Source organism: Alistipes communis, from assembly GCF_006542665.1.
Classification (GTDB): Bacteria; Bacteroidota; Bacteroidia; order Bacteroidales; family Rikenellaceae; genus Alistipes; species Alistipes communis.
Genome location: NZ_AP019735.1, coordinates 2,694,497 through 2,715,523, shown reverse-complemented (window position 1 = coordinate 2,715,523; position 21,027 = coordinate 2,694,497). Strand labels below are relative to the sequence as shown.

Annotated in this window: 13 protein-coding genes and 2 pseudogenes; all 15 read left to right on the top strand. The window is 48.8% G+C overall.

What is annotated here, in order from left to right:
- Window positions 1-87 precede the first annotated feature (87 nt).
- The 15 genes and pseudogenes from FMF02_RS11045 (at window position 88) to FMF02_RS10980 (ending at window position 20,808) form a co-directional block, all read left to right on the top strand.
- Window positions 88-3,075: an RHS repeat domain-containing protein gene (locus FMF02_RS11045; protein WP_141413185.1), complete on the top strand. Its 2,988-nt coding sequence runs from the start codon at window positions 88-90 to the stop codon at window positions 3,073-3,075.
- Between the two features lie 11 nt (window positions 3,076-3,086).
- The gene (locus FMF02_RS11040; RefSeq protein ID WP_141413184.1) at window positions 3,087-4,874 is read left to right on the top strand and encodes a DUF6443 domain-containing protein; all 1,788 of its coding nucleotides are present in this window, start codon (window positions 3,087-3,089) and stop codon (window positions 4,872-4,874) included.
- A gap of 46 nt (window positions 4,875-4,920) precedes the next feature.
- A complete protein-coding gene (locus tag FMF02_RS11035; RefSeq protein WP_141413183.1) occupies window positions 4,921-7,986 on the top strand; it encodes a DUF8696 domain-containing protein in 3,066 nt (1,021 codons plus the stop codon).
- 689 nt (window positions 7,987-8,675) lie between these two features.
- Window positions 8,676-9,071: an RHS repeat domain-containing protein gene (locus tag FMF02_RS11030; RefSeq protein WP_244611571.1), complete on the top strand. Its 396-nt coding sequence runs from the start codon at window positions 8,676-8,678 to the stop codon at window positions 9,069-9,071.
- A gap of 65 nt (window positions 9,072-9,136) precedes the next feature.
- Entirely contained in the window at window positions 9,137-9,298 is a 162-nt protein-coding gene (locus FMF02_RS13705) for a hypothetical protein (RefSeq protein WP_162502303.1), read from the top strand.
- A gap of 14 nt (window positions 9,299-9,312) precedes the next feature.
- Entirely contained in the window at window positions 9,313-9,744 is a 432-nt protein-coding gene (locus FMF02_RS11025; protein ID WP_141413182.1) for a hypothetical protein, read from the top strand.
- A gap of 116 nt (window positions 9,745-9,860) precedes the next feature.
- Window positions 9,861-10,172: pseudogene (locus FMF02_RS14080) on the top strand (YWFCY domain-containing protein); the annotation flags it as partial.
- Between the two features lie 78 nt (window positions 10,173-10,250).
- Window positions 10,251-10,970 (top strand): annotated as a pseudogene (locus FMF02_RS13790) (conjugal transfer protein TraG); the annotation flags it as partial.
- Window positions 10,971-11,248: 278 nt separating this feature from the next.
- Window positions 11,249-14,290, top strand: coding sequence for an RHS repeat domain-containing protein (locus tag FMF02_RS11010; RefSeq protein WP_141413179.1), 3,042 nt, complete (start codon window positions 11,249-11,251; stop codon window positions 14,288-14,290).
- Between the two features lie 18 nt (window positions 14,291-14,308).
- Window positions 14,309-17,602, top strand: coding sequence for a DUF6443 domain-containing protein (locus tag FMF02_RS11005; protein WP_141413178.1), 3,294 nt, complete (start codon window positions 14,309-14,311; stop codon window positions 17,600-17,602).
- The gene (locus tag FMF02_RS11000) at window positions 17,586-18,059 is read left to right on the top strand and encodes a hypothetical protein (RefSeq protein ID WP_141413177.1); all 474 of its coding nucleotides are present in this window, start codon (window positions 17,586-17,588) and stop codon (window positions 18,057-18,059) included. The genes FMF02_RS11005 and FMF02_RS11000 overlap by 17 nt, the downstream gene beginning before the upstream one ends.
- Window positions 18,060-18,187: 128 nt before the next feature.
- Window positions 18,188-18,577, top strand: coding sequence for a hypothetical protein (locus tag FMF02_RS10995; RefSeq protein ID WP_141413176.1), 390 nt, complete (start codon window positions 18,188-18,190; stop codon window positions 18,575-18,577).
- 5 nt (window positions 18,578-18,582) lie between these two features.
- Entirely contained in the window at window positions 18,583-19,728 is a 1,146-nt protein-coding gene (locus tag FMF02_RS10990) for an RHS repeat-associated core domain-containing protein (RefSeq protein WP_141413175.1), read from the top strand.
- A gap of 3 nt (window positions 19,729-19,731) precedes the next feature.
- The gene (locus FMF02_RS10985) at window positions 19,732-20,220 is read left to right on the top strand and encodes a hypothetical protein (RefSeq protein ID WP_141413174.1); all 489 of its coding nucleotides are present in this window, start codon (window positions 19,732-19,734) and stop codon (window positions 20,218-20,220) included.
- Between the two features lie 96 nt (window positions 20,221-20,316).
- Window positions 20,317-20,808, top strand: a complete 492-nt coding sequence (locus FMF02_RS10980) for a hypothetical protein (protein ID WP_141413173.1) — start codon at window positions 20,317-20,319, stop codon at window positions 20,806-20,808.
- The last annotated feature ends 219 nt before the right edge of the window (window positions 20,809-21,027 follow it).

Sequence of the window (21,027 nt, the reverse complement as noted above, 5' to 3'; positions counted from 1 at the left end):
ATGATACTCGGCCCCGAGTACATACCGCGATGACAAACCGGAAATCCTCCGCATGCCTAAAACTACCAAACCCAAACATTACGAACCATGAAACGAATTCTCAACTTCTTCATCCTGCTCCATGTTTTCTGGACATCTGCGAGCTATGGACAATCATCCGAAGATGATAATGATCAGTATGTCGTGCGAAACGCCAGCCCTATCGTACCGGCATCCCCCAATGCCTCGTCATTGGGAATTTATGGAAACATTCCGGTCGGTCATTACACCGGAATTCCGGAAATAAAGATTCCCCTCTATGAAATCGAGACACGCGATTTTACCCTGCCGATCACGCTTTCGTATCATGCGTCGGGGATTAAGGTCGCCCAGGAAGCGAGTTCCGCAGGCTTGGGATGGGCCTTGATTGCCGGAGGATGTATTGCCCGGGAGATAAGGCATATGGATGATTTCGGATCCGGCGGCTATTATTCCGGTCCCTCTCTCCCGGAATGCACCGAATCCAACGATGCCTCAAACCCGGAAGATATAAGGTATCCCAATTACTTAAACAAGACGTTCGATTCGGAACCGGACATTTTCACCTACAACTTCAACAATATGTCCGGCCGATTTTTCTTCGAGCAGAATAAGGACCGCGAGACGGGTCCGGAATATCGCGCCGAGGCGATTATCGCCAATAAAAACACGTGGTTGAAAATCGTTTGTCATAGATATTATGAGGGCGGATATTTTATCCGATTCGAGGTTTTCGACGCATACGGCAATACCTATCTGTTCAAATCCCGGGAGCATACGAGACCTTATATTCGTAATTTAACAGAATTTCCGGGAGAAGAACACATGAATCGATACGATCAACAGGACTTTGATCCGGTAGAAGGCAATGACGGAAATGCAACAACCGCATGGTATCTGGATGAAATCATTACGACGAAGAAAGATACGATCAGATTCGAGTATGAAACGGAGAAACTATTCAGTTCGGTCGGAGTGAACGAGACGGTCGGCCAAATAATGGCAGTACACAGCGGTCCGAGGCCATTCTTTTCGACACCCCCGCCTTCGTTCAAGCATTATAATTTAACCTATTTGGAGCGCGATCAACTGCTGCTGAAAAAAATCACTTTCAACCGTGGAGAGATAGATATATCGTATACGGATCGAGTGGATATTGCCGCTGCGGACTGGGAACCCAAAGCAAAAAAAATAGATCGGCTGACAGTGAAGAATATCTCCGGCGACAGAGTTCTCGATGTGAGGTTCGGGCATTCGTATTTGGGGACCGTCGTCGGCAATCCGGAACATGCGGACCATCGGGAACGAGAGCAAACGGCCCTGAATTGCCGGCTGCTGCTTGACAAGATATCCATATTCCGGAACAATGGAGAGTTGGATCGGAATTATGTGTTTTCATACAACAGGAACCCCCTGCCGCCAAAGAATTCAAGCAGTACCGATCATTGGGGATATTACAACGTAAATTCCAAGTCGACTTCCGACCAGACCTTTCATTATGCACCGTCATACTACAGAACTTATAGAAATTCCGAAGGACAAATCCAAACCGGAATATGGAAAGGCATCAACAAGAACTCGTGCTCGGACCGAAGTCAATACGGCGTCCTGACTTCGATAAAATTTCCGACCGGTGCAGAAACGCATTTTGAGTATGAGTTGAATGATTTTAGTAACGGCTTCAAGGATTCGGCCGACTCGTTGATCCGATCCGGAGGCGGACTGCGCATTAAAACGATATGCGATCTGTCGGATAAAGGCGATACGATATCGGTAAGAACATTTGCATATACGGATGAAACCGGGAAATCTTCCGGTACTTTGATGTCGGTACCGGAATATCACTACAAGGTTACGGCAGGCGATGCGTCGGATGCGAGTGCGGTCTGGGGGTCATATATATACGGAACTTCGCATTCCTATCGGCCGATCACCGGATCGGCTGCCGGAATGCATGTCGGATACTCCGTTGTCACCGAAAGAAATATCACGAACGGAGTAGATAATGGATATGTAACCTATCGGTTTGAAAACCATGCAGACGGCAACAACGGTTTGGAGGATCTGATCATACCTGATTTTCCGACGATTCCGGCATTGGACAACGGTTTGCCGAAAGAGATCAAATATTATGACAATCAGAATAATCTGGTCAAAGCAATCGTATTCTCTCACCATCAAGTAGAGCAAACCAGTATCAAAGGTGTGATGTGTCACTCGCTTTGCAGGTCGAATAGCCCTCTGAACATCAAATTCTACGACCTGTATTCCGAGAGATGGGAAATGTATGAAAAGACTGAATACCAATATTTTCCGGATAAGGTAGCCATCAAGACGGAATATGATTACAATGACGGGAATTGGCTGCCTAAGGAGGTGTCGCGGAGTGTGATAAGCGGAAACAGCGAGGGTCATTATCTCACCCGCTTCACCTATCCGACGGATCTCGGCGGACAGATGAAGTATCTGGTCGATGCGAACATGATCGGAGTTCCAGTCGAAGTTACCGAATATAAAAACGGCAATATCGTATCTGGCTCTAAAACAGAATTTACTCAAGTAAATTACTCCTATCAGCCTCGAGTTTATTACAAACTCAATACGAGTTCCGGAGATTATTACACGCAAATCACCATGAATTACAATCATCCGTATGGGAACGTATACCAATTGATGAGAAGCGATGGCGTGCAGACAACGTATCTGTGGTCTTATAACAGGCAATATCCGGTTTTGGAGATTAAGAATGCGAGCTATCAACAGGTTTATGACGCATTGGGTAGATCGGCAGTTAATGCTATCGAGAATTACGACGGGAAAAGTTCCGACGTGCCGGATTTTCAAGCCTATGGCGCCCTTCTTCGCAGTCGCTTGCCGAATTCCCGAGTTTCGGTATACACCTATAAGCCGTTGGTCGGATGCACCAGTATAACAGACCCTTCAGGCCGAACGACGTATTATAAGTATGATTCGGCCAACAGGCTATCCGAAATCCGGGATGATCAAGATACAGGGAATCTTTTGCAAAAATTTGAATATCATCTGAAAAATAATTAGGGGGATCGGTTATGAAGAGAATAATAGTTTTGTTCACGATCTGTTCGTGCATCTGTGGAATGTCGTTCGCACAAACGGCGGCGCTCAATGGCGGTAGGATCGAGCCGCGTCAGCTCACCGTCCAAGATACGACCTCGGTTATTCTGTATAGCACCGAGGCTGCATCGGGAGGCTCTGCTCCAATCGTATACTCATGGGAATCGAGTGCAGATGCTCTTACGTGGTTTTCTGTTCCCGACGCAACCTCGGAATCCTGTGAGTCGCGGCCTGTGTCCGGAGGCATTTATTATCGTCGAAAAGCCACTTCCGGGGATCGGATCGCATACTCGAATACGGTGGCACTCTCCGCAAACAACGCAATCGGAGTAACGAATGACACCAATTACATCGTAACCTATACCTACACGGCAAAAAACAATGCGTCCCATGTCGCGGATGTCGATTACTATAACGATACGGGGCATCCGGATCAGAACATACAGGTTGGCGCTGCGCCGGACGGGCGAAGTATCGTCACCCCCTTTTACTACGATGCCAAGATGCGTGAAAGCCGTAAATACCTGCCGTATGCTGCGAGCAGCTCTTCGGGGCTTTATCGTTCGGACGCCTTTTCGGAACAGGCCCAATATTACAACAGTCTCTATGGAGAGGGTGCTCATTCCTATATGGAGCATCTGTATGATAACTCACCGCTGAATCGGAAGGTGGGTTCTTACAATGCCGGAACGGTTTTCCGTACAGAAGACAGGAAACAAACGGTCACTTATGATACAAACGCAGAAAACGAGGTGGCGTATTTCACCGTCACGGCGCAAGGGCTGTCGTTTTCGGGCTTTCATCCTCCTCATACGCTGTTCAAGACCACGGAAACGAACGAGGATGGTATCGCAGTAGCGATATACAAAGATTATATGGAGCAGACCATCCTCGAACGTACTGTCGGTATGTCCGACAGTACTACGACGTACGATACCTATTACGTCTATGACGATCGGGGCAACCTCTGCTATGTGTTACCGCCCGAACTGAGCAAGACGATCGAAGGGCGAAGTCCCGGAACGTTGCCGGATACGGCAATCGCTGAACTGGCCTATGTCTATAAATACGACGGGCGCAAGCGGTGTATCGAAAAACGTATGCCCGGCACAGATCCGGTCTATATGATCTACGATAACAATGACAGACTGGTGATGAGCCAGGACGGGAATATGCGCAAACAAAATCAATGGGTTTACACCGAATACGACCGGTTGGATCGTCCCACCCGCCAGAGTATACTCGCGAGTGCAGAGGCCGTCGCACCGTCGACGCTTCAACAAGATTATGACAAGTCTTGGGAAAATTCGTACACTCCGCTGAACTCCGGTTTTACGGAAACCGCCATGCTGTCGGTGACAGTATACGATGCCTATGTCTACGAGGACGAAATGGAAATCATTCCGATGAACCGCGTCCCCGTCGGAACGAATATCCGGGGCTGGACATTCAGAATAACACGTATGGACATGCAGCCGGAATCACCCGTCGACGTAATTTACAGTATGGACATTAATGGAAAAGAGTGGATGGTCATAACTCATTATGACGGTGATAACGTGGGGGTAAGCTGTAATTCGAGGATCGATGCGACAGCAGAATCTTTGGGCCTATTATGCGACGGCGGTTGGTCGTTACCCGATGACGAATATACATTCACCATCAAGGACGATCAGGACTATATCGTGACGAAGAACGATCTTCCCGAGGGGAATGATCAAGAATGGGGCTTCGAACGAGTCGTAAGAATCCGCCCGCGTTGAAAACATCCCGATCGTACCCCATATTAACCTAACAACGATTACAATCATGAAAAATAAAATATTGACCTGGTTGGCTCTGTCTGTAATTTTCTGTCTGTCGAGTTTCGAAACGAAGGCTCAGAGTGTATATATTCAGGATATCATTGAATATATCGATAAAAACGGACAAGAATTCGATGCTCTGATTGGCGTTCGAGGGATTCGCTATACAGAGAGCCTGAATCTCCCGAAAGTGACGGTACTCGAAGGCGATTACATCGTGATGAAGGCAACGAGTTGCACGTATGTAGGATCCGTAGAAGGGGGACATCTCTACAAGCTGCATCTTGAAATCGCTCCGGCCATGGACTTCGGGGAGAGACTGAGGAGTCATATTGAGTTTACCTTTGATTTAGAATATGACAGATGGTGTTCTGTGGACTTTTGGACGGTACAGCCCGGATTGAGCATAGGTGAGATCACTCCTTCCGAACAAGATATAGCCTACCGACAGTCTCCTCAAATCCTGACCTATTCATCGGATGACCGCCCATCTATTCAATCCGTCCAATGGCAGCAAAAGGACGTCTATACCAGTGACTGGATAAATATTTCCGGAGCAAACAGCTACACCTATTCTCCCAGACCGCTGTCCCAAACGACGGAATTTCGCGTTGTCGCGAGAAGCAAAGGCGCCGATATCGAGCATACGGAGCCTGCAATCGTTCGCGTGAGCCCCCAGTTGGTCGGCGGGACCGTATCGGGAGACCAGACGATCTTTCCCGACGGCATCCCGTTGCCCTTCACCAATTCAACAGCGGCTTTCGGGGGCAGTTCGGACATCACCTATCAGTGGCAAGCTAAAACCGAGCAGGGGAATTGGACGGATGTTCCGAATGCGAAGGGGTTGAGTTATGATCCGCCGGCATTGACGACTACGACCAAATTCCGTCGCAAGGCCGTCTCCGGCGAGGAAGCCGCATACTCGAACGTGGTTACCGTATCGGTCAGAGAGCCGATCGCGGAGTACCTTTCGTTCCGACCGATCGCAGGCGTCGTCTCCGAGGAGGATCGGGATATGCGTACCGCGGGGTTAAAAACATACGAAAAGATCGGAATATTGGGGGCCGATACAGACGTCGGGAAATTCATCGAGCGGGCTTTCTATTACGATTATCGGGGGCGAATCATCCAAATCGTAGAGACGAATCATCTGGGAGGTCTCAGCTATTACAGTACCGAATATGATTTTGTCGGAAATATTTTGAAAAGCCATGAACTGCATACATCGGACATGCAATCGGCTTCGCCGGCCAACACTGCCGATCGCAGCGGCAGCCATCGGAAACTCACAGAGTTCACCTACGACCACCGGGGGCGGTTATTGACCGAAAAAACAACCCTCGACGACAACGAGCCGGTAACTGTATCCTATGCATACGACCCGTTGGGAGAACTCCGCAGCAAGAGGATGGGAGCCGATCTGCTCGTCGAGACCTACGAATACAATTTGCAAGGATGGCGCACGAACCATACCGTCAGCGCCGGAGCCGACACACTGTTCGAAACGAAGTTGCACTATTACGAACCGCGATTCGAAGGTACGACGCCGACCTATACCGGCAATATCTCCGAATGGGAGTGGCAGCACGGCACCGATGCCGAAACAAACGCATACGCTTTTGCCTATGATCGGGCGGCCCGGCTGGTCGAGACGAAGCAATATATCGACGGAGTAACCTCCGACGGCTTCGTCGAAAAGGGAATAACCTACGATTCCAACGGCAATATCCAGACGCTGAGCCGTACTGCCGCCGGTTCCGAGACGGAAAATTACCGGTATACCTATGCGGGCAATCGCATGACGCAACTGCATGACAGTACGACGGGCGCAAGCCATTCGTTTGCCTACGATGCCAACGGAAACATGATTCGTGACGGTGCGAACAATCTCGACATGACCTACAACAGTTCGAACCTGCTAAAAAATGTCGAACAGGACGGTGCGATTCTGGCAAAATATTCGTATCTTGCAGATGGACGGAAACTCACGGCGACGGAGTCCGCCGGCAACGGGTTGTGTTATCTGGGTTCTTTGGTATATCGCACGCAAAACGGAACGTTCGACCTGGAAAGCGCCTCTTTCGGCGGAGGACGGCTCGTGTCCACGTCAGACGGAATGGAAACGCGCTATTTCCTGACGGATCATCTGGGCAGCGTGCGGCAGGTTGTCGCCGCCGACGGTTCGGTGATCGAACAGAACGATTATTATCCCTTCGGCAAACGATGGGCTGCGGTTGCGGCTCCGATTTCCGACAACCGTCATCGGTTCAGCGGCAAGGAGGAGCAGGCATTTCTGAGTCTTCCCTATGTCGATTTCGGGGCGCGCATGTACAATCCCGATTGGGGACGGTGGTTCACGCAGGATCCGTTGGCGGAGAAGTACTATCCGTGGGCGCCATATTGTTATTGCATAAATAATCCTGTAAAATATGTTGATCCGAATGGGTTGGATCTACAATTAGCTGGAACGAAAGAAGAGCAGGAAATGCTACTGGCAATGCTTCAACGATTGACTAATTATAAATTAATCCTACACCAAAATGGCACCGTAACTCATTCCATTGTAAAAACGGAGAATAAAAATTCCGATTATCAGGTGGGAAATACCTTATTGGAGCAATTATGCGATCAAAGTTCAGATACAAAAACTACGACTATCAGTATAACGGATCAGAAGAGCATTACTCATCCTGCCGATGAGAATGCATACAATGGTGTTGGATCGAATGCTGAAATTCGCTTTAATCCGAATGAGAATCCTTCATTGATAACACAAAACGAGATATCAAAACAAGTTCAACAAGAAGGACGCCCGGCATATATAGGACTGGCTCATGAATTGATACACGGAATGCATATAAATTCAGGTGCAGCAAGACCTAAAACTATTAAACTACAATCTATTACTACTATAAATGGGGAGAAATATTTAGAGACGCTTCCATTGGAAGAGGCAATAACAGTGGGATTGCATGGCGTCACTTCCAAAGGTCCTACTGAAAATAAAATAAGGAGAGAGCATAATTTAAATACTCGAATATTTTATTCACCAAATTTTCCTAAATTATGAAGGCCATTTTAACTTATTGTAGCATTCTATTGTCAATACAATTATCATTTGCTCACTCGTTGTTTCCTCAATCTGATGAGATAACGCAAAACTCGAAAGATGATCTTAATGTATCGATTGAATTATCGATATACGATTGGTATTCTGACAATGCATCGGGAACGACAATCTGTATAACGTATAATCAATACCTATCATGTCGATATTTTGCCAATAATAATTTATTAGCTCCAAAGTATGAACACGTTCAATTAACCAATGAACAAAAACAAAAAATACACGAGTTCGTTAAACCAATCTTTCTGAATAGTTTTATGTATATCAATAGACTAACTGATCCTAACACTTATTCAGATAACGCATATGTTGTTCAACTAAGGATTAACGGGCTGTTATATTTCGAAACCTTCGGTTTGCCGGACATTCCTTATTTTACAGAATTCATCCGATATATAATAGGCATAACATCATCGAAAGGTTTGCGGATAGAAATGGATTAAGATAAAATTGTCATGTATACTAAAAACAGGGCAGAGTCTTCACAGCCCTGTTTTTTATACGTTCAATACTTTTATCTTTGTTGTAATTTTCCTAACTTGCAGACAAGGTCTTGATAAACGCTTACATTTAAGCAACCTAAACTCACGGCGACGGAGTCCGCCGGCAACGGGTTGTGTTATCTGGGTTCTTTGGTATATCGCACGCAAAACGGAACGTTCGACCTGGAAAGCGCCTCTTTCGGCGGGGGACGGCTCGTAGTCTCGTCGGAGGGTCTGGAAACGCGCTATTTCCTGACGGATCATCTGGGCAGCGTGCGGCAGGTTGTCGCCGCCGACGGTTCGGTGATCGAACAGAACGATTACTATCCCTTCGGCAAGGAGTGGGCACAACCCGACATGCCGACATCGGATAATCGTTACATCTTCTTCGGTAAGGAAAAACGACATCTGCGATTCCAACAGATTGATTATACCGATTTCGGAGCACGGTTTTATGATGCCGAAGGGGGCCATTTCCTGCAACAAGACCCATTGCTTGAGAAATATTTCCGTATAGGACAATACAACTTTGCGCGGGAAATCTGACAAGTAGAATTGATCCGGACGGAAAAGATTGGGTGAGAGGCATTGATGGTAATAATTATTTATGGATGGGAACTCATAAGGGAATGCTTTTTCGATTTCATATCGAACGACAAACAAATCGTTTCGCAAAAAGTTATTTTGGAGCAGATGTATGGAATAAAATAATGAAAGATCGCAAAAAAGAACAAGAATATCCATCCGACGGTGGTATTCCTTTTAATGAATAATTCACCAAAATCATATGAAAAAAATAGTTCTTATATGTTGTTTTTTCATGTCTTGTCTGCCGACAGACAAGGATTGGAAACAGGACTTTTACAATAACACAGATTGTGACATTTACATGCTTATCAATCAACATCAAGAAAATGGTGTAATTTATCCTTATTATGGAGAATTACCTTTATCAATTGATCATGTTGACTGTAATTTACAAAGCAGCTCATGGGCTCCCGGTAGGATTTATTATATTTTACCATACGGCACAAAAATCAATCGCGGCGACTGTATTCATGTTTATGCTTTTCATGCCGACACCCTGAAAAAATATACATGGGAAGAAATTCGAACCGGCAAAAAATACTGGTTTCGAGAAACGGTATGTCAAAGTACTGACATTCAATTTCCTGATGGATTTAAGTATATGGAAGAGTCTGATGCAGAGAATCCATGACCTATAAATAATTTAAAAAGGCCAACCTCCTGGTTGGCTTTTTTTATATTTTTAATTGGAATGTGTATTAATCAACACAAGGTACGAAACAAAACGGACGTTGTCGGTTTTAGAAACTGAATGAAACGGTTTGTTCTTATGAATACTACGGATGGTTCGATACGCACGGCTGCACGCTCGGCGCATCGGACCGTCTGCTGCGGAACGTCCAGCGTACGACGGGGCTTTTCACCTCCTCGTACCTGACCAAACTCTTCGCTGCGGGATTTCTGGCTCTGAGCTGCCGGGGTACGCGCAGCGTGCGCTCCGAGCGCATCACGCGCCGGCAGATTCTTCTCGCAGCTGCGGCGGGCCAGCTGCTTTTCTTCTTCGGGGATCCGCTGCGGCACCTGCCGCCGCAGTGGGCGGCACCGCTCTATGTCGCAGCTACAAGCATAGGCTTCCTCTCGCTGTTTCTGGCGGGTCTATGGCTCGGACGTCTGGTCAAGGAGCGGCTGCGCGAGGATCCGTTCAACGACGAAAACGAAAGTTTCATGCAGGAAACACGCCTGATCGAGAACGAATACTCAGCAAAGATACCCCTCTCGCGCATGATCTCCCCGCAGCTCTACTGGGCGATGACGGGCAACGACTTTACGCTGGACATCAACAACCCCGAAGACCCGAAGATCCTGTGCGTGGGCAACAATCCCGACCGGCAGAACATCTACTCAGCAGTGCTGGGTCTCTATAATTCGCACATCACGCGGCTCATCAACAAGTAGGGAAAACCCAAGTCGTCGATCATCATCGACGAGCTGCCCACGATCTATTTCCGGGGGTTGGACAACCTGATCGCCACGGCCCGCTCGAACAAGGTGGCCGTATGCCTGAGCTTTCAGGACTTCTCGCAGCTCAACAGCCTGATTCCCGCCTCGAAGATCTCCAACCTCTCGCAAGGCATGTTCGTGGGTGCCGTGGCGGACAACTTCGACGAACGCATCGAACAGCAAATCTTCCATGCCGAGATCGTCATCGACAGGGAGAAGCTCGCAGGGGAGACGACGTCGTACGTTCCGATCCCGGAAATATCCTCGTTCCGCGATGCCGACGGCGTGGATCGTATGGAGGAGATCATCCGACGCAATTATACGCAGATCAAGGAGGACGTCACGCAGATCATAAAACGGGAACTCAGACGCATCGCCGAAGACCCTGCGCTGCGGCATCTGTTGGCGAAGAAGTAGGCGGATCGACAAGTCCGCCTATTTCCGTTTATCACGGCCTGCCGTCCGTGCTGAAAAGCGGAAATGAAGAGTGCGATTTTACGCTTTGGACGGTCTGTAAGGAAAATGTAAGATTTTTATTTTTCAACAAATTGATTAGAAATAGTTTGCGAAAATTCTGTCATTGCTATTTCATCCTCTTTTTCCGAAAAGATTCCCTATCTTTGTTCAAGGCGCATCTTCCGGTTTACGAACCGAACTCCATACACATTCTCATTCTAACCTAAATTCCTTCGGCTATGAAGCATCCGGCCTTTGTATGTTGCGCCGTGTCGTTCCTGTTTCTCGGAGCGACGTCCGTACAGGCGCAGGAGACGTCCGATCTGACGGACGTCCATTTCTATCCGCCGTCGGCGGTGTCGATGATGAAGTACATCGACTATCCCGTTTCGCACCGCACGGGAATTCCCGAAATCTCGATCCCGCTCTACACCGTCAGATCGGGATCGCTGGAGCTGCCCGTGAACCTGAGTTTCCACCTCGACGACTTCACGCGCGTGAACCAGCTCGCCGGCGCGGCCGGCGCAGGATGGTCGCTGAGCTGCGACTTGCAGGTCTCGCGCATCATCAACGGCGTGGACGATCTGAAAACGACGGGCTACCTCCATACGGGTGTTTCGAAGCCCGACATTACGAGTACGACACTTGTGCGTTCCACGACGGATCGGATGCGGCTGCTCTGGCGAAAAGGTGCCGATGAAGATCCGGACAGATTCTATTACAAACTGCTCAATGGCGGCGGTTCGTTCTATATCGAGCGGGAACTCGGCCCCAAGACCGTTCCCGTGACGGGCGACAGAATCGTATTCGACGAGCTGGGTACGGAGACTTTCGTCATCACGGGTACGGACGGCACGATCTACCGCTTCAGCTCGGCTGTTGCGGATACAGCGACAGACTCGCAGATTCAACCGGCTTCGAAAACGGCATGGAAATGTACGGAGATCGAGAGCGCCGACGGAGGCAGCAGCATAGCGTTCTCGTATCTTCCGTACCGTAGTCGTGTGCTGCAAACACCCGGATCCGTATCGTTGTACGATCGCGGAGAGCTTTACACTACCAATGATGAGGTCCGCTATGCCGCCCGCTACCCGCGTGAGGAGCGCTATGGCTCGATCATCTATTCGTGTACGCTGCTCTTCGGTTGGGACGACGAGGGCTACGGCCCGACGAATTTCTTCTGGAAGGAGCTGCCCGATCAGCCGGAGAATTCGTTGACGGTCAGCAAATGGGTCGAAAGCCACTACATCGACCGGATCACTTTCCGTGGCGGCTATGCGCAATTCGAGTACGAGGCGTACGACGACACGCGCACGCGGATACTGAATCCCGTGCTGGAGCGTATCGTGATCTGCGACACGCAGGGTGTCGCACGTCAAACCATCGTCTTCACGCAGTCGAACGTCGACCAGCGTTACGAGCGTTACCTGCAATCGGTGCAGATCGGCAACGACACCTATTCCTTCTCCTACGGCATGCAGCATATCGGCGATGCGATCGCCGACTTCTGGGGCTATGGCTACCGTGGACACTATTCGGGAGGGTCGGCCGACGTTCCCTGTCATAAGGTACTGCTCGATCTGGGAACGTATCCCGTCGATATGTACGGCGATAAGCTGACCTATCCCGGCGACTATTTCCAGCGGGAGTTCTCCATGCCGTCGAACAGTTTTCCCGACGAGATCTACCGCACGCCCGACGAGGAGAAGCGGCTGTTGAGCATCACCTATCCCACGGGCGGCCGTACGGAGTTCGTGTGCGACCACAACTGCTTCCGCGACGGGGAGGATGCCGTGCGCCGTATTTCGAGCTACCGGATCAAATACATCCGCTACTACGACACCGACGATACGCTACTCAAAGAGACCGCGTACAAATACGGCCCCGGCGAGGACGGCTGCGGCATCATCCGCCACGAACCCGATATGGACGACGATATGGGCAACTGCCACACGGAACAGACCGTGAGTTACTACTATCCCCGAGACTCGTGGTCGGGGAGTTATTCGCTCGGCGCGACGCTGCGTCTGCGCACCTACTATCCGCACACAATTTATCGTACCAACTACGACGACGGGAGCCATGTCCAGTACGACGAGGTGGCCGAATACCAGAGTGCCGGCGGCACGCTCTCGGGCAAGACCGTCTACAAATACGACCTGACGAACCGCCACGCGCGGCCCGTGCGCGAGGTCTTCGCCTATCCGAACGCTCCCTATCCGGTCGAAGGCGACACGTGGTATCTCGGACAGTTGGATTCGGTCGTCCAGTACAAGTACGACGGCGGCCGTTTCGACTGGGTTGCACGCCGCGCCTATACCTACAACCGATACGACGCCTCGGAACGGATTTTCTGCGCCCGCGTATGGGCCTCCGCAGTGGGATACCTGCTCGGCGGTTCGCAGCAGATCGACGACGGCCATACGTTCGAATACTCCTACAACGGCATCACTCCGGGTTGTATGCAGCTTTCGGAGGAGGTTATCGAGCAGCGCGAAGACGACGGACGCATTCTGCGCCGACGGACGAACTATTATTACGACACGAATCCCTATACCGCCAGCCGCAAGGAGACGACCTACGCCGACGGACGAACCGTCACCGAGCGGACGCTCTACGCCGAAGACTACCTGCCGTCGAGCGTGCAGACGATGCTCGATCGCAACCTTCTCTCGCTCCCGCTCGAACGGGTCGTCTATACCGACGAGACCGTCACGCACGGCGATACGTTCCGCTACGATCTCTACGGGCGTCCCGACAGCCTCTCGACGCTGGCTTCGCTCGACCTCTCGCCCGCATCGTTCCGCTTCTCGAACCGCAGCTCTACGGGCGGGAAAGGCGCCTATACGCCCGACACGCATTACATCGGACGGGCGTCGCTGCGCTACGACGCCGACGGCAACATCTGCGAGGTGCAGGCCGTGGGACAGCCTCCGATCTGTTATCTGTGGGGCTACAAGGGTCAGTACCTCGTGGCCGAAATCCGCAACGCCGCATACGACGAGGTGACGACCGCCTTGGGTGCGGCGACCGTCGAGCATATCCGTACCTCGGTCGTGCTGTCGGAGGGCGATCTTGCGGCGCTCGACGGCCTGCGAACCAGCCGCAAGGAGTGGCACGTCACCACGGCGACATACATCCCGCTGGTGGGGATGGCCTCGATGACCGATCCTTCGGGACGTGAAACCACCTACGAGTACAACGCCCACAACCACCTGATGCGCGTGCGCGACCACAAAGGCAAGGTCGTAAACGAGTATGAATATTCCTTCGACCAGTAATACAAATCCTGCAATCCCATGAAACGACATATTCTTTTGTTTGCCCTCCTCCTCTGCTCCGCAGGACGGATCGGGGCACAAGATTCCGGATCGAACTGGATCAAGACCCGAACGGCGATCTCCGAAACCGGAACGACGATTACCGACATCACCTATTACAACGGATTGGGACTGCCGTCGCAAACGACGAATGTCCGAGCCTCCGTCAACGGGTACAACATCGTGACGCCGATCGTATACGATGCCCTGCTGCGCAGCGATGCGACGGCCTACCTTCCTTTCGAAGCGACTTATTATTCGGACGAGACAGAGTTGCCGAACAGTACGGCGATTTCGGAGCAGAGAAACTATTATGAAGAACGATACAGCTCCGACTATGAGCGCTCCTTCACGGAGAAGGTCTACGAGGCGTCGCCGCTCGGGCGCGTACGCAAGCAGGCGTTGCCCGGTTACATGAAAGACTACGAAGTCCTCTACACCGAGTTCGATTACCGGACAAACGACACCGACGAGGTGCGATGGCTCGCAGTGGGCGTCGACGGCGAACTGGTCTGCGAGGGGTGCCACGACGCCGGAACGCTCTCATGCACCGTGACGACCGATCCCGACGGCCATGTCGTGCAGAGCTTCACCGACGGACAGGGGCGGACGCTGCTGAGCCGCACGTTCGACGATGACGAACCGATCGACACCTACTTCGTCTACGACGACTACGGCCGGCTGCGGTGGGTCATCACGCCCGAAGGCAGTTACCTGCTCAGCGATTCGCTGACAGTCCCCGTCGACGACGATTTCGCCGAAAAGTATTGCTACGTCTACACCTACAACGATCGCGGCCTCATGGTCGAGAAACGGATGCCCGGACGCGAGGCGGAGTATATGCGCTACGACGAAGGAGACCGTCTTCGAGTGTCGCAGGACGGCAACCTCCGTGCGAAGAAGCAGTGGATAAGCTATTCGTACGATGCACTGGGACGGGTGCAGGAGCAGAGCCTCGCCGCCGAAATCGAATGGACGCCCGTACGCCCGCTCGTCGAAATAATCGGTGAGCCGATCGAATTTCTCGAACCTCCCTATTTGGGCTCTTCGGTACCGTTGCGGAAATATGTTTACGACACCTATCCATCGGAGGTGCAGGCGGCGGGGCTCGATTTCCAGCCGATCGAAGGTCTGACGGCCACGGACGGTGAATCGCTGCGCTACGACAATGCCACGGGTTCGCTGACCTACGAGAAACTCGCTGTGCTGGCCAACGATACGATCACGGGCTATCACCAGCGCGCCTACTATTACGACTACAAAGGACGTCTGATCCAGACCGTCGAGCGCGACACCGAGGATGGCATCCTCTGCACCTCGCAGCGCTACGATTTCGTGGGAAACCTCATCGCACAACGCGAAAGCTATACCCGCGCGGGCAAGACCGACGACATCGACCGCACCTTCACCTACGACGATCGCAGCCGCTTGTTGCGCGAAACAACTCAGGTGAACGGCGGCGAGGAGGCTGTTGTCTACTACGAGTACGACGAGCTGGGAAGGCTTGCTGCGCGGCGTCTGGGCGAGGGGACGTCGGCGATCGCTGAACAGTCGGAATACGACATCCGAAGCTGGCTGACCAAGAAAAGCAGCGAGTTGTTCGACATGTCGCTCGGACACTCCTATACGGGAAATATCACCTCCTGGCAGTGGCAGCACAAGGGAGACCCGTCCGGCGACGGCCCGCAGAACCGGTATGAATTCACCTACGACGGCCTCTCGCGGCTGGCGAACACCGACCAGTATGTAAACAACGAAAAGACACGGCAGAATGTCGAACGCTGTCTATCCTATGACCGTAATGGAAACCTTCAAACTTTTATTCGTTATGAGAATGGCGCCTGTGTATCGAACAGCACCTATAATTATTCGGGGAATCGCCTTGTTTCGTATCGTCCGGGAACTGTCTTTGAACGGGAGGACGGAGATGCCGGAGAGATTATTCTCCCAAAGAAAGGGATCGTTTTTCCCCTAACCGTTCAATTGCATGAGTACGATGCGAACGGGAATGTAACAAAAGACTGGGAGCGAGGACTGGATATGTCATATAATTGTCTGAATTTGCTCGAATATGCCTCGGACAACGATGCGAATGCCATAAATTATTGTTATCTTGCAGACGGTACGAAACTTTCAGCGACGACTGCCGACGACTGCGGTTTCTCGTATCGAGGTTCTTTTACATATCGTACGGATGAAAGTTCCCAACCGGATCGAGTATTCGAGAGTACGCCGTTCGGCGGCGGGCGGATCGTGGGGACGGTCGACGATGAAACCGAGGTCCGTTATTTCCTGACGGACCATCTGGGCAGCGTGCGCGCGGTCGTAAATTCGGGGTGCGAGGTGCTCGAACGCAACGACTACCAGCCTTTCGGAAAACGGTGGAATACCGCGTCGTTGCCTGTTTCGGATAACCGAGACCGCTTCAACGGAAAGGAGGATCAATCGTTCGCCGGCCTGCCGTTCTCGGACTACAGCGCCCGAATGTACGACCGAGAACGAGGACGATGGCTTGCGCAGGATCCCTTGCAGCAATACCATAGTCCGTATGTTTTCTGCGGGAATAATCCGATTTGTCAAATTGATCCATTTGGAATGAATGCGTATAATATTTCATCTACGCATCTAAACAAAGATAATGAAGTTGTTGCAGTTTATGACGACGGAGATTTAGGTATTTATTATCATGATAAAGATACGACGGGGACAATCATCGAATTACTCCTTTATTATAGTTCAGATAATACCTCAGGAGGAGGAAAATATGTTGGTGAGACTTATTTTTGGGATGAATTTGTTAATCCTGAGACTGGAGAGGCCTCAGGAAAAATAGAACTTGGACAATCTTTCGATTTTACAGAATTGATAGATATTGCGCAGGATATGAATCTACCCCAAATTGCTAAGGCATCTATGTCGGGTGGAATTTTTGATATTAAATCGACATATGGCAATATAGGAAGACTTTTAAATGGAAAGTATGTTTCTGCAAGGTCGGCAGGAAATTTTCTTGCCGGTTATAATGCTGCAAAAGGAACCGTGTTAGGAATACATCCTATATCATTTAAAACATTTCAACAGTTAGCAGGTGCATTACATATTCAATCGAATGTTAAGCATCAACCATTGACATATGCGATGATGGTAGATATAGTTCTTTGGGGAACTTATGCCGGGGTTGATAAGACGTTGTTCAAAGAACCGTATTGGGGTGAGATTTATTATCAGTATAGAATGAGTAAGATGGGTTGGGATTATGCAAAGAAAAATTAAATGGCATCGCGTATTATTAATTTGCGGAGGGTTGCTTTTAGGTCTCGGATTGGTTTATCTGGTCGCATTGCTCGTTACGTTGCGCCAAATAGAGATTGCTTGGAGACCAATTACCTATTCGAAAACTGTTAGTTTCCCAGAGAAGGGAGTCAATATCCATATCGATACACGAGTAGGAGGCCTTTTGGGCAATCATAGCTATATTACATTTTCTGGCACAATGAAAGATCAAGTATTAAGAGATTCCATTGTCCTTCCTGATCCGTATGCGTTTTATAAAAAGCAAGGAATTGATACCTTGTTTGTGTGCCTTAGTCGAAATGAGACATATGAGGTTTTGCACCGAATCGGACCGATTGTTGTAGAAATCCGAGGAATTGGACATTCCTACAAGAGCGGTGATCCAGTCCCTCCACCAAATTTTAAAATAATAAATACTACAACCGGAATAGAATAATCGAATCGGACTATTGTTCTATGTTGAATGAAAAGGATCATACAAAACAAAAGTATGATCCTTTTTGTACTTTTATTTTCAATGAATGATAAAACCGCAATGTCTTCACCTACGACGGCTTGTCGCGCTTGACAGCTGCCGAACCTTTTTCTTCGACCTCTTCCCTGCATACGGACTGGAGTACTGAAAAAGGAATTACCTATGATAGGAACGGCAATATCCTTACGCTGACCAGAACGGGATCATCCGGCGCCGTGTCGCAGTCCTACCGCTTTGAATACGTCGGTAACCAACGCAAAAAAACGATGAACGGAAGCGGAGTATATACTTACGATGCCAACGGAAATATGACGGAAAATGCTCTGACGGGCTTTGGAATTTCATATAATTTGCTTAACTTACCGGAGAATTTGCAGGACCACTGGGGTTCGGGGAAATATCGCATCGTTATTCGTATCTTGCAGACGGGACGAAAAAGACCGTTGGCGATTACGAAAATTACGGTTATCGGTATGTAGGTTCTTTGGTATATCATTGGCGATATGATGCTATCGATTCGTTCGAGAGCACATCGTTCGGCGGAGGACGGATCGTCGGAACAGACAGCGGTTCGGAGGTACATTACTTCCTGACCGATCATCTGGGCAGTACGCGCGTAGTGGCGAAAGTGACGCCGACGGAACGGATCGATTTGGATCGTAAGGACTACTATCCCTTCGGCAAAACGTGGGAGCAGCCCGACATGCCGGCTTCGGACAACCGATACACGTTTTCGGGAAAGGAATTTCAGCAGACATACTCCTCCTCGGCCCTCTATCTCGACTTCGGCGCTCGGTTCTACGATCCAGACGGGGTGGTATTTATCCAGCAGGATCCGCTACTGGAAAAGTACTATTCCATCGGACAATACAACTACTGCGCGGGAAATCCGGTTAATCGAATCGATCATAATGGAGCGGAATGGTATTCTTATCAAGAGGAATATGAAGATGGCAACGGAGAAATTAGAACCCGAACAAGTTACAAATATGTAAACGGAGTTATGTCCGAGCGAGAGATGCAAGAAGGTGGTTACACATATTTAGGTGTAACGTATGATACAGGAGATACCTATTACAGTTTAAGTGGAGCGGAAATTCCTTATGTCACAGGGATTAGTATTCAGAGTAAGGAACAACAACAGAAGACACAAAAGTCTCAAAAGCGCAAGAACAAAAAAATAAATAAAGTCATTGAAAGTCTTAAATTCGTATCGGGTACTGGAGGAACCCTTTCTACCGCCGCTTCATTATACGATAAACCGTTGACATTCGGCTCGGAATATATTATCATCAACGAGGGTGGGACTATTGTCCGTAATACAAACAGAGTGTATACTTCAACAGGGAAAATTGCAACAAATATAGGAACCGGAATCTTTTATGCTTCAGTATTTACTGATATTGCAGGATTTGCAACTGGCGGACAAACCGCAGGTGAAACCGCAGGAAATATAGCAATAAATACAATCATATGGAGAGTAGGAATGAAATCACCGCAAACGGCTCTTGCCACAGGTCTTGCTCTAATGATATTTGCTCCGGTGCCACCTGCAATCGTTGGGAGTGGAGGCCCTGCAATAATAGCTCCTGATAATACTCGAATAATCAAAACTTATCCAATTCATTAGAAGATGGAATCTTATCAAAATTCAAAACTTTCTTTAGGAGAACAACTTTATATTTGGATATTCATTTATATCGTCAAAACTAAGTTCTATGTTGAAAATCACATTCCTAATTGGGATGCTGCATATTGCTTTGGTTTCTTACAATGGCTCAATCTTGTTGTGATATGGCATTCGTTCCTCTTGATATTCGATATAACTTTAACTTACTCCAAGTGGGTGGAAGTTGGAGTGGGAATGTGTTTAATGGGTGTGAATGTATTACTATATTCTCGAAAATTCGATCAGATTATGGCTCGCCATAATGCTCTTACACAACAGGAACGATCGCGAGGGCGTATGCGGATGTGGATTTATGTTTTAATAACACTTGTATCGACCATCGGGTTGTTTACCTTCATTGAATTGACCCGCGAAAAACCGGAAACAGAATTTGTTCATGACAAAGCACGAATCGAAATTCCAAAATTACATATCTCTGATATATCCAAATAATCCGGTTGCATCTTTTGCAAAAGGCAACACTGGAAGAACATGATCCAGCAGCAAATGGATGGGATAATACGAAACCTTCGGAACATAAATTAAGATATGGACACTAAGCAATATGGACGACTATCCTTGGGCGAACAAATTTATATATGGTTGTTTATTTATGTTCTTAAAACGAAATTTTATCTGGGCCAAAGTTCACCAGAATATGCAACAGGATGTTACTTTGGTTTATTGCAGGGACTTAATTTCCTTGTGATATGTCATTTCATCATTCTAATATGTGGAATAGATATACAGGACAGTTTCATATATCTGGAAATAGGAATATCCATATGTTTGATACTCGCCAATATGTTGTTCTATTCACGTAGAATTGATGTGATAATCCAAAAGCATAATGTATTACCCGAGCAAGAACAATTACGAAATAAATATCGAATGTGGATTTATGTTGTTGCGACTATTTTGTCGACAATAGGTCTATCCATTGCGATTGAATTGACCCGCGAAAAACCGGAAACAGAATTTGTTCATGACAAAGCACGAATCGAAATTCCGAAATTACATATTTCTGATATATCCAAATAATCCGGTTGCATCTTTTGCAAAAGGCAGCACTGGAAGAACATGATCCAGCAGCAAATGAATGGGACAATACGAAACCTTCGGAACATATTATTCAATCTGCGATCTATGTTCACCAGATGACTGTTCGAATCTGGGTGGTTGACTTGATTTGGATCTGACAGGAATGTCCAACGCGCAATTTCAGATATTTTTATCGCGAGTTATCGATTACATAAATAG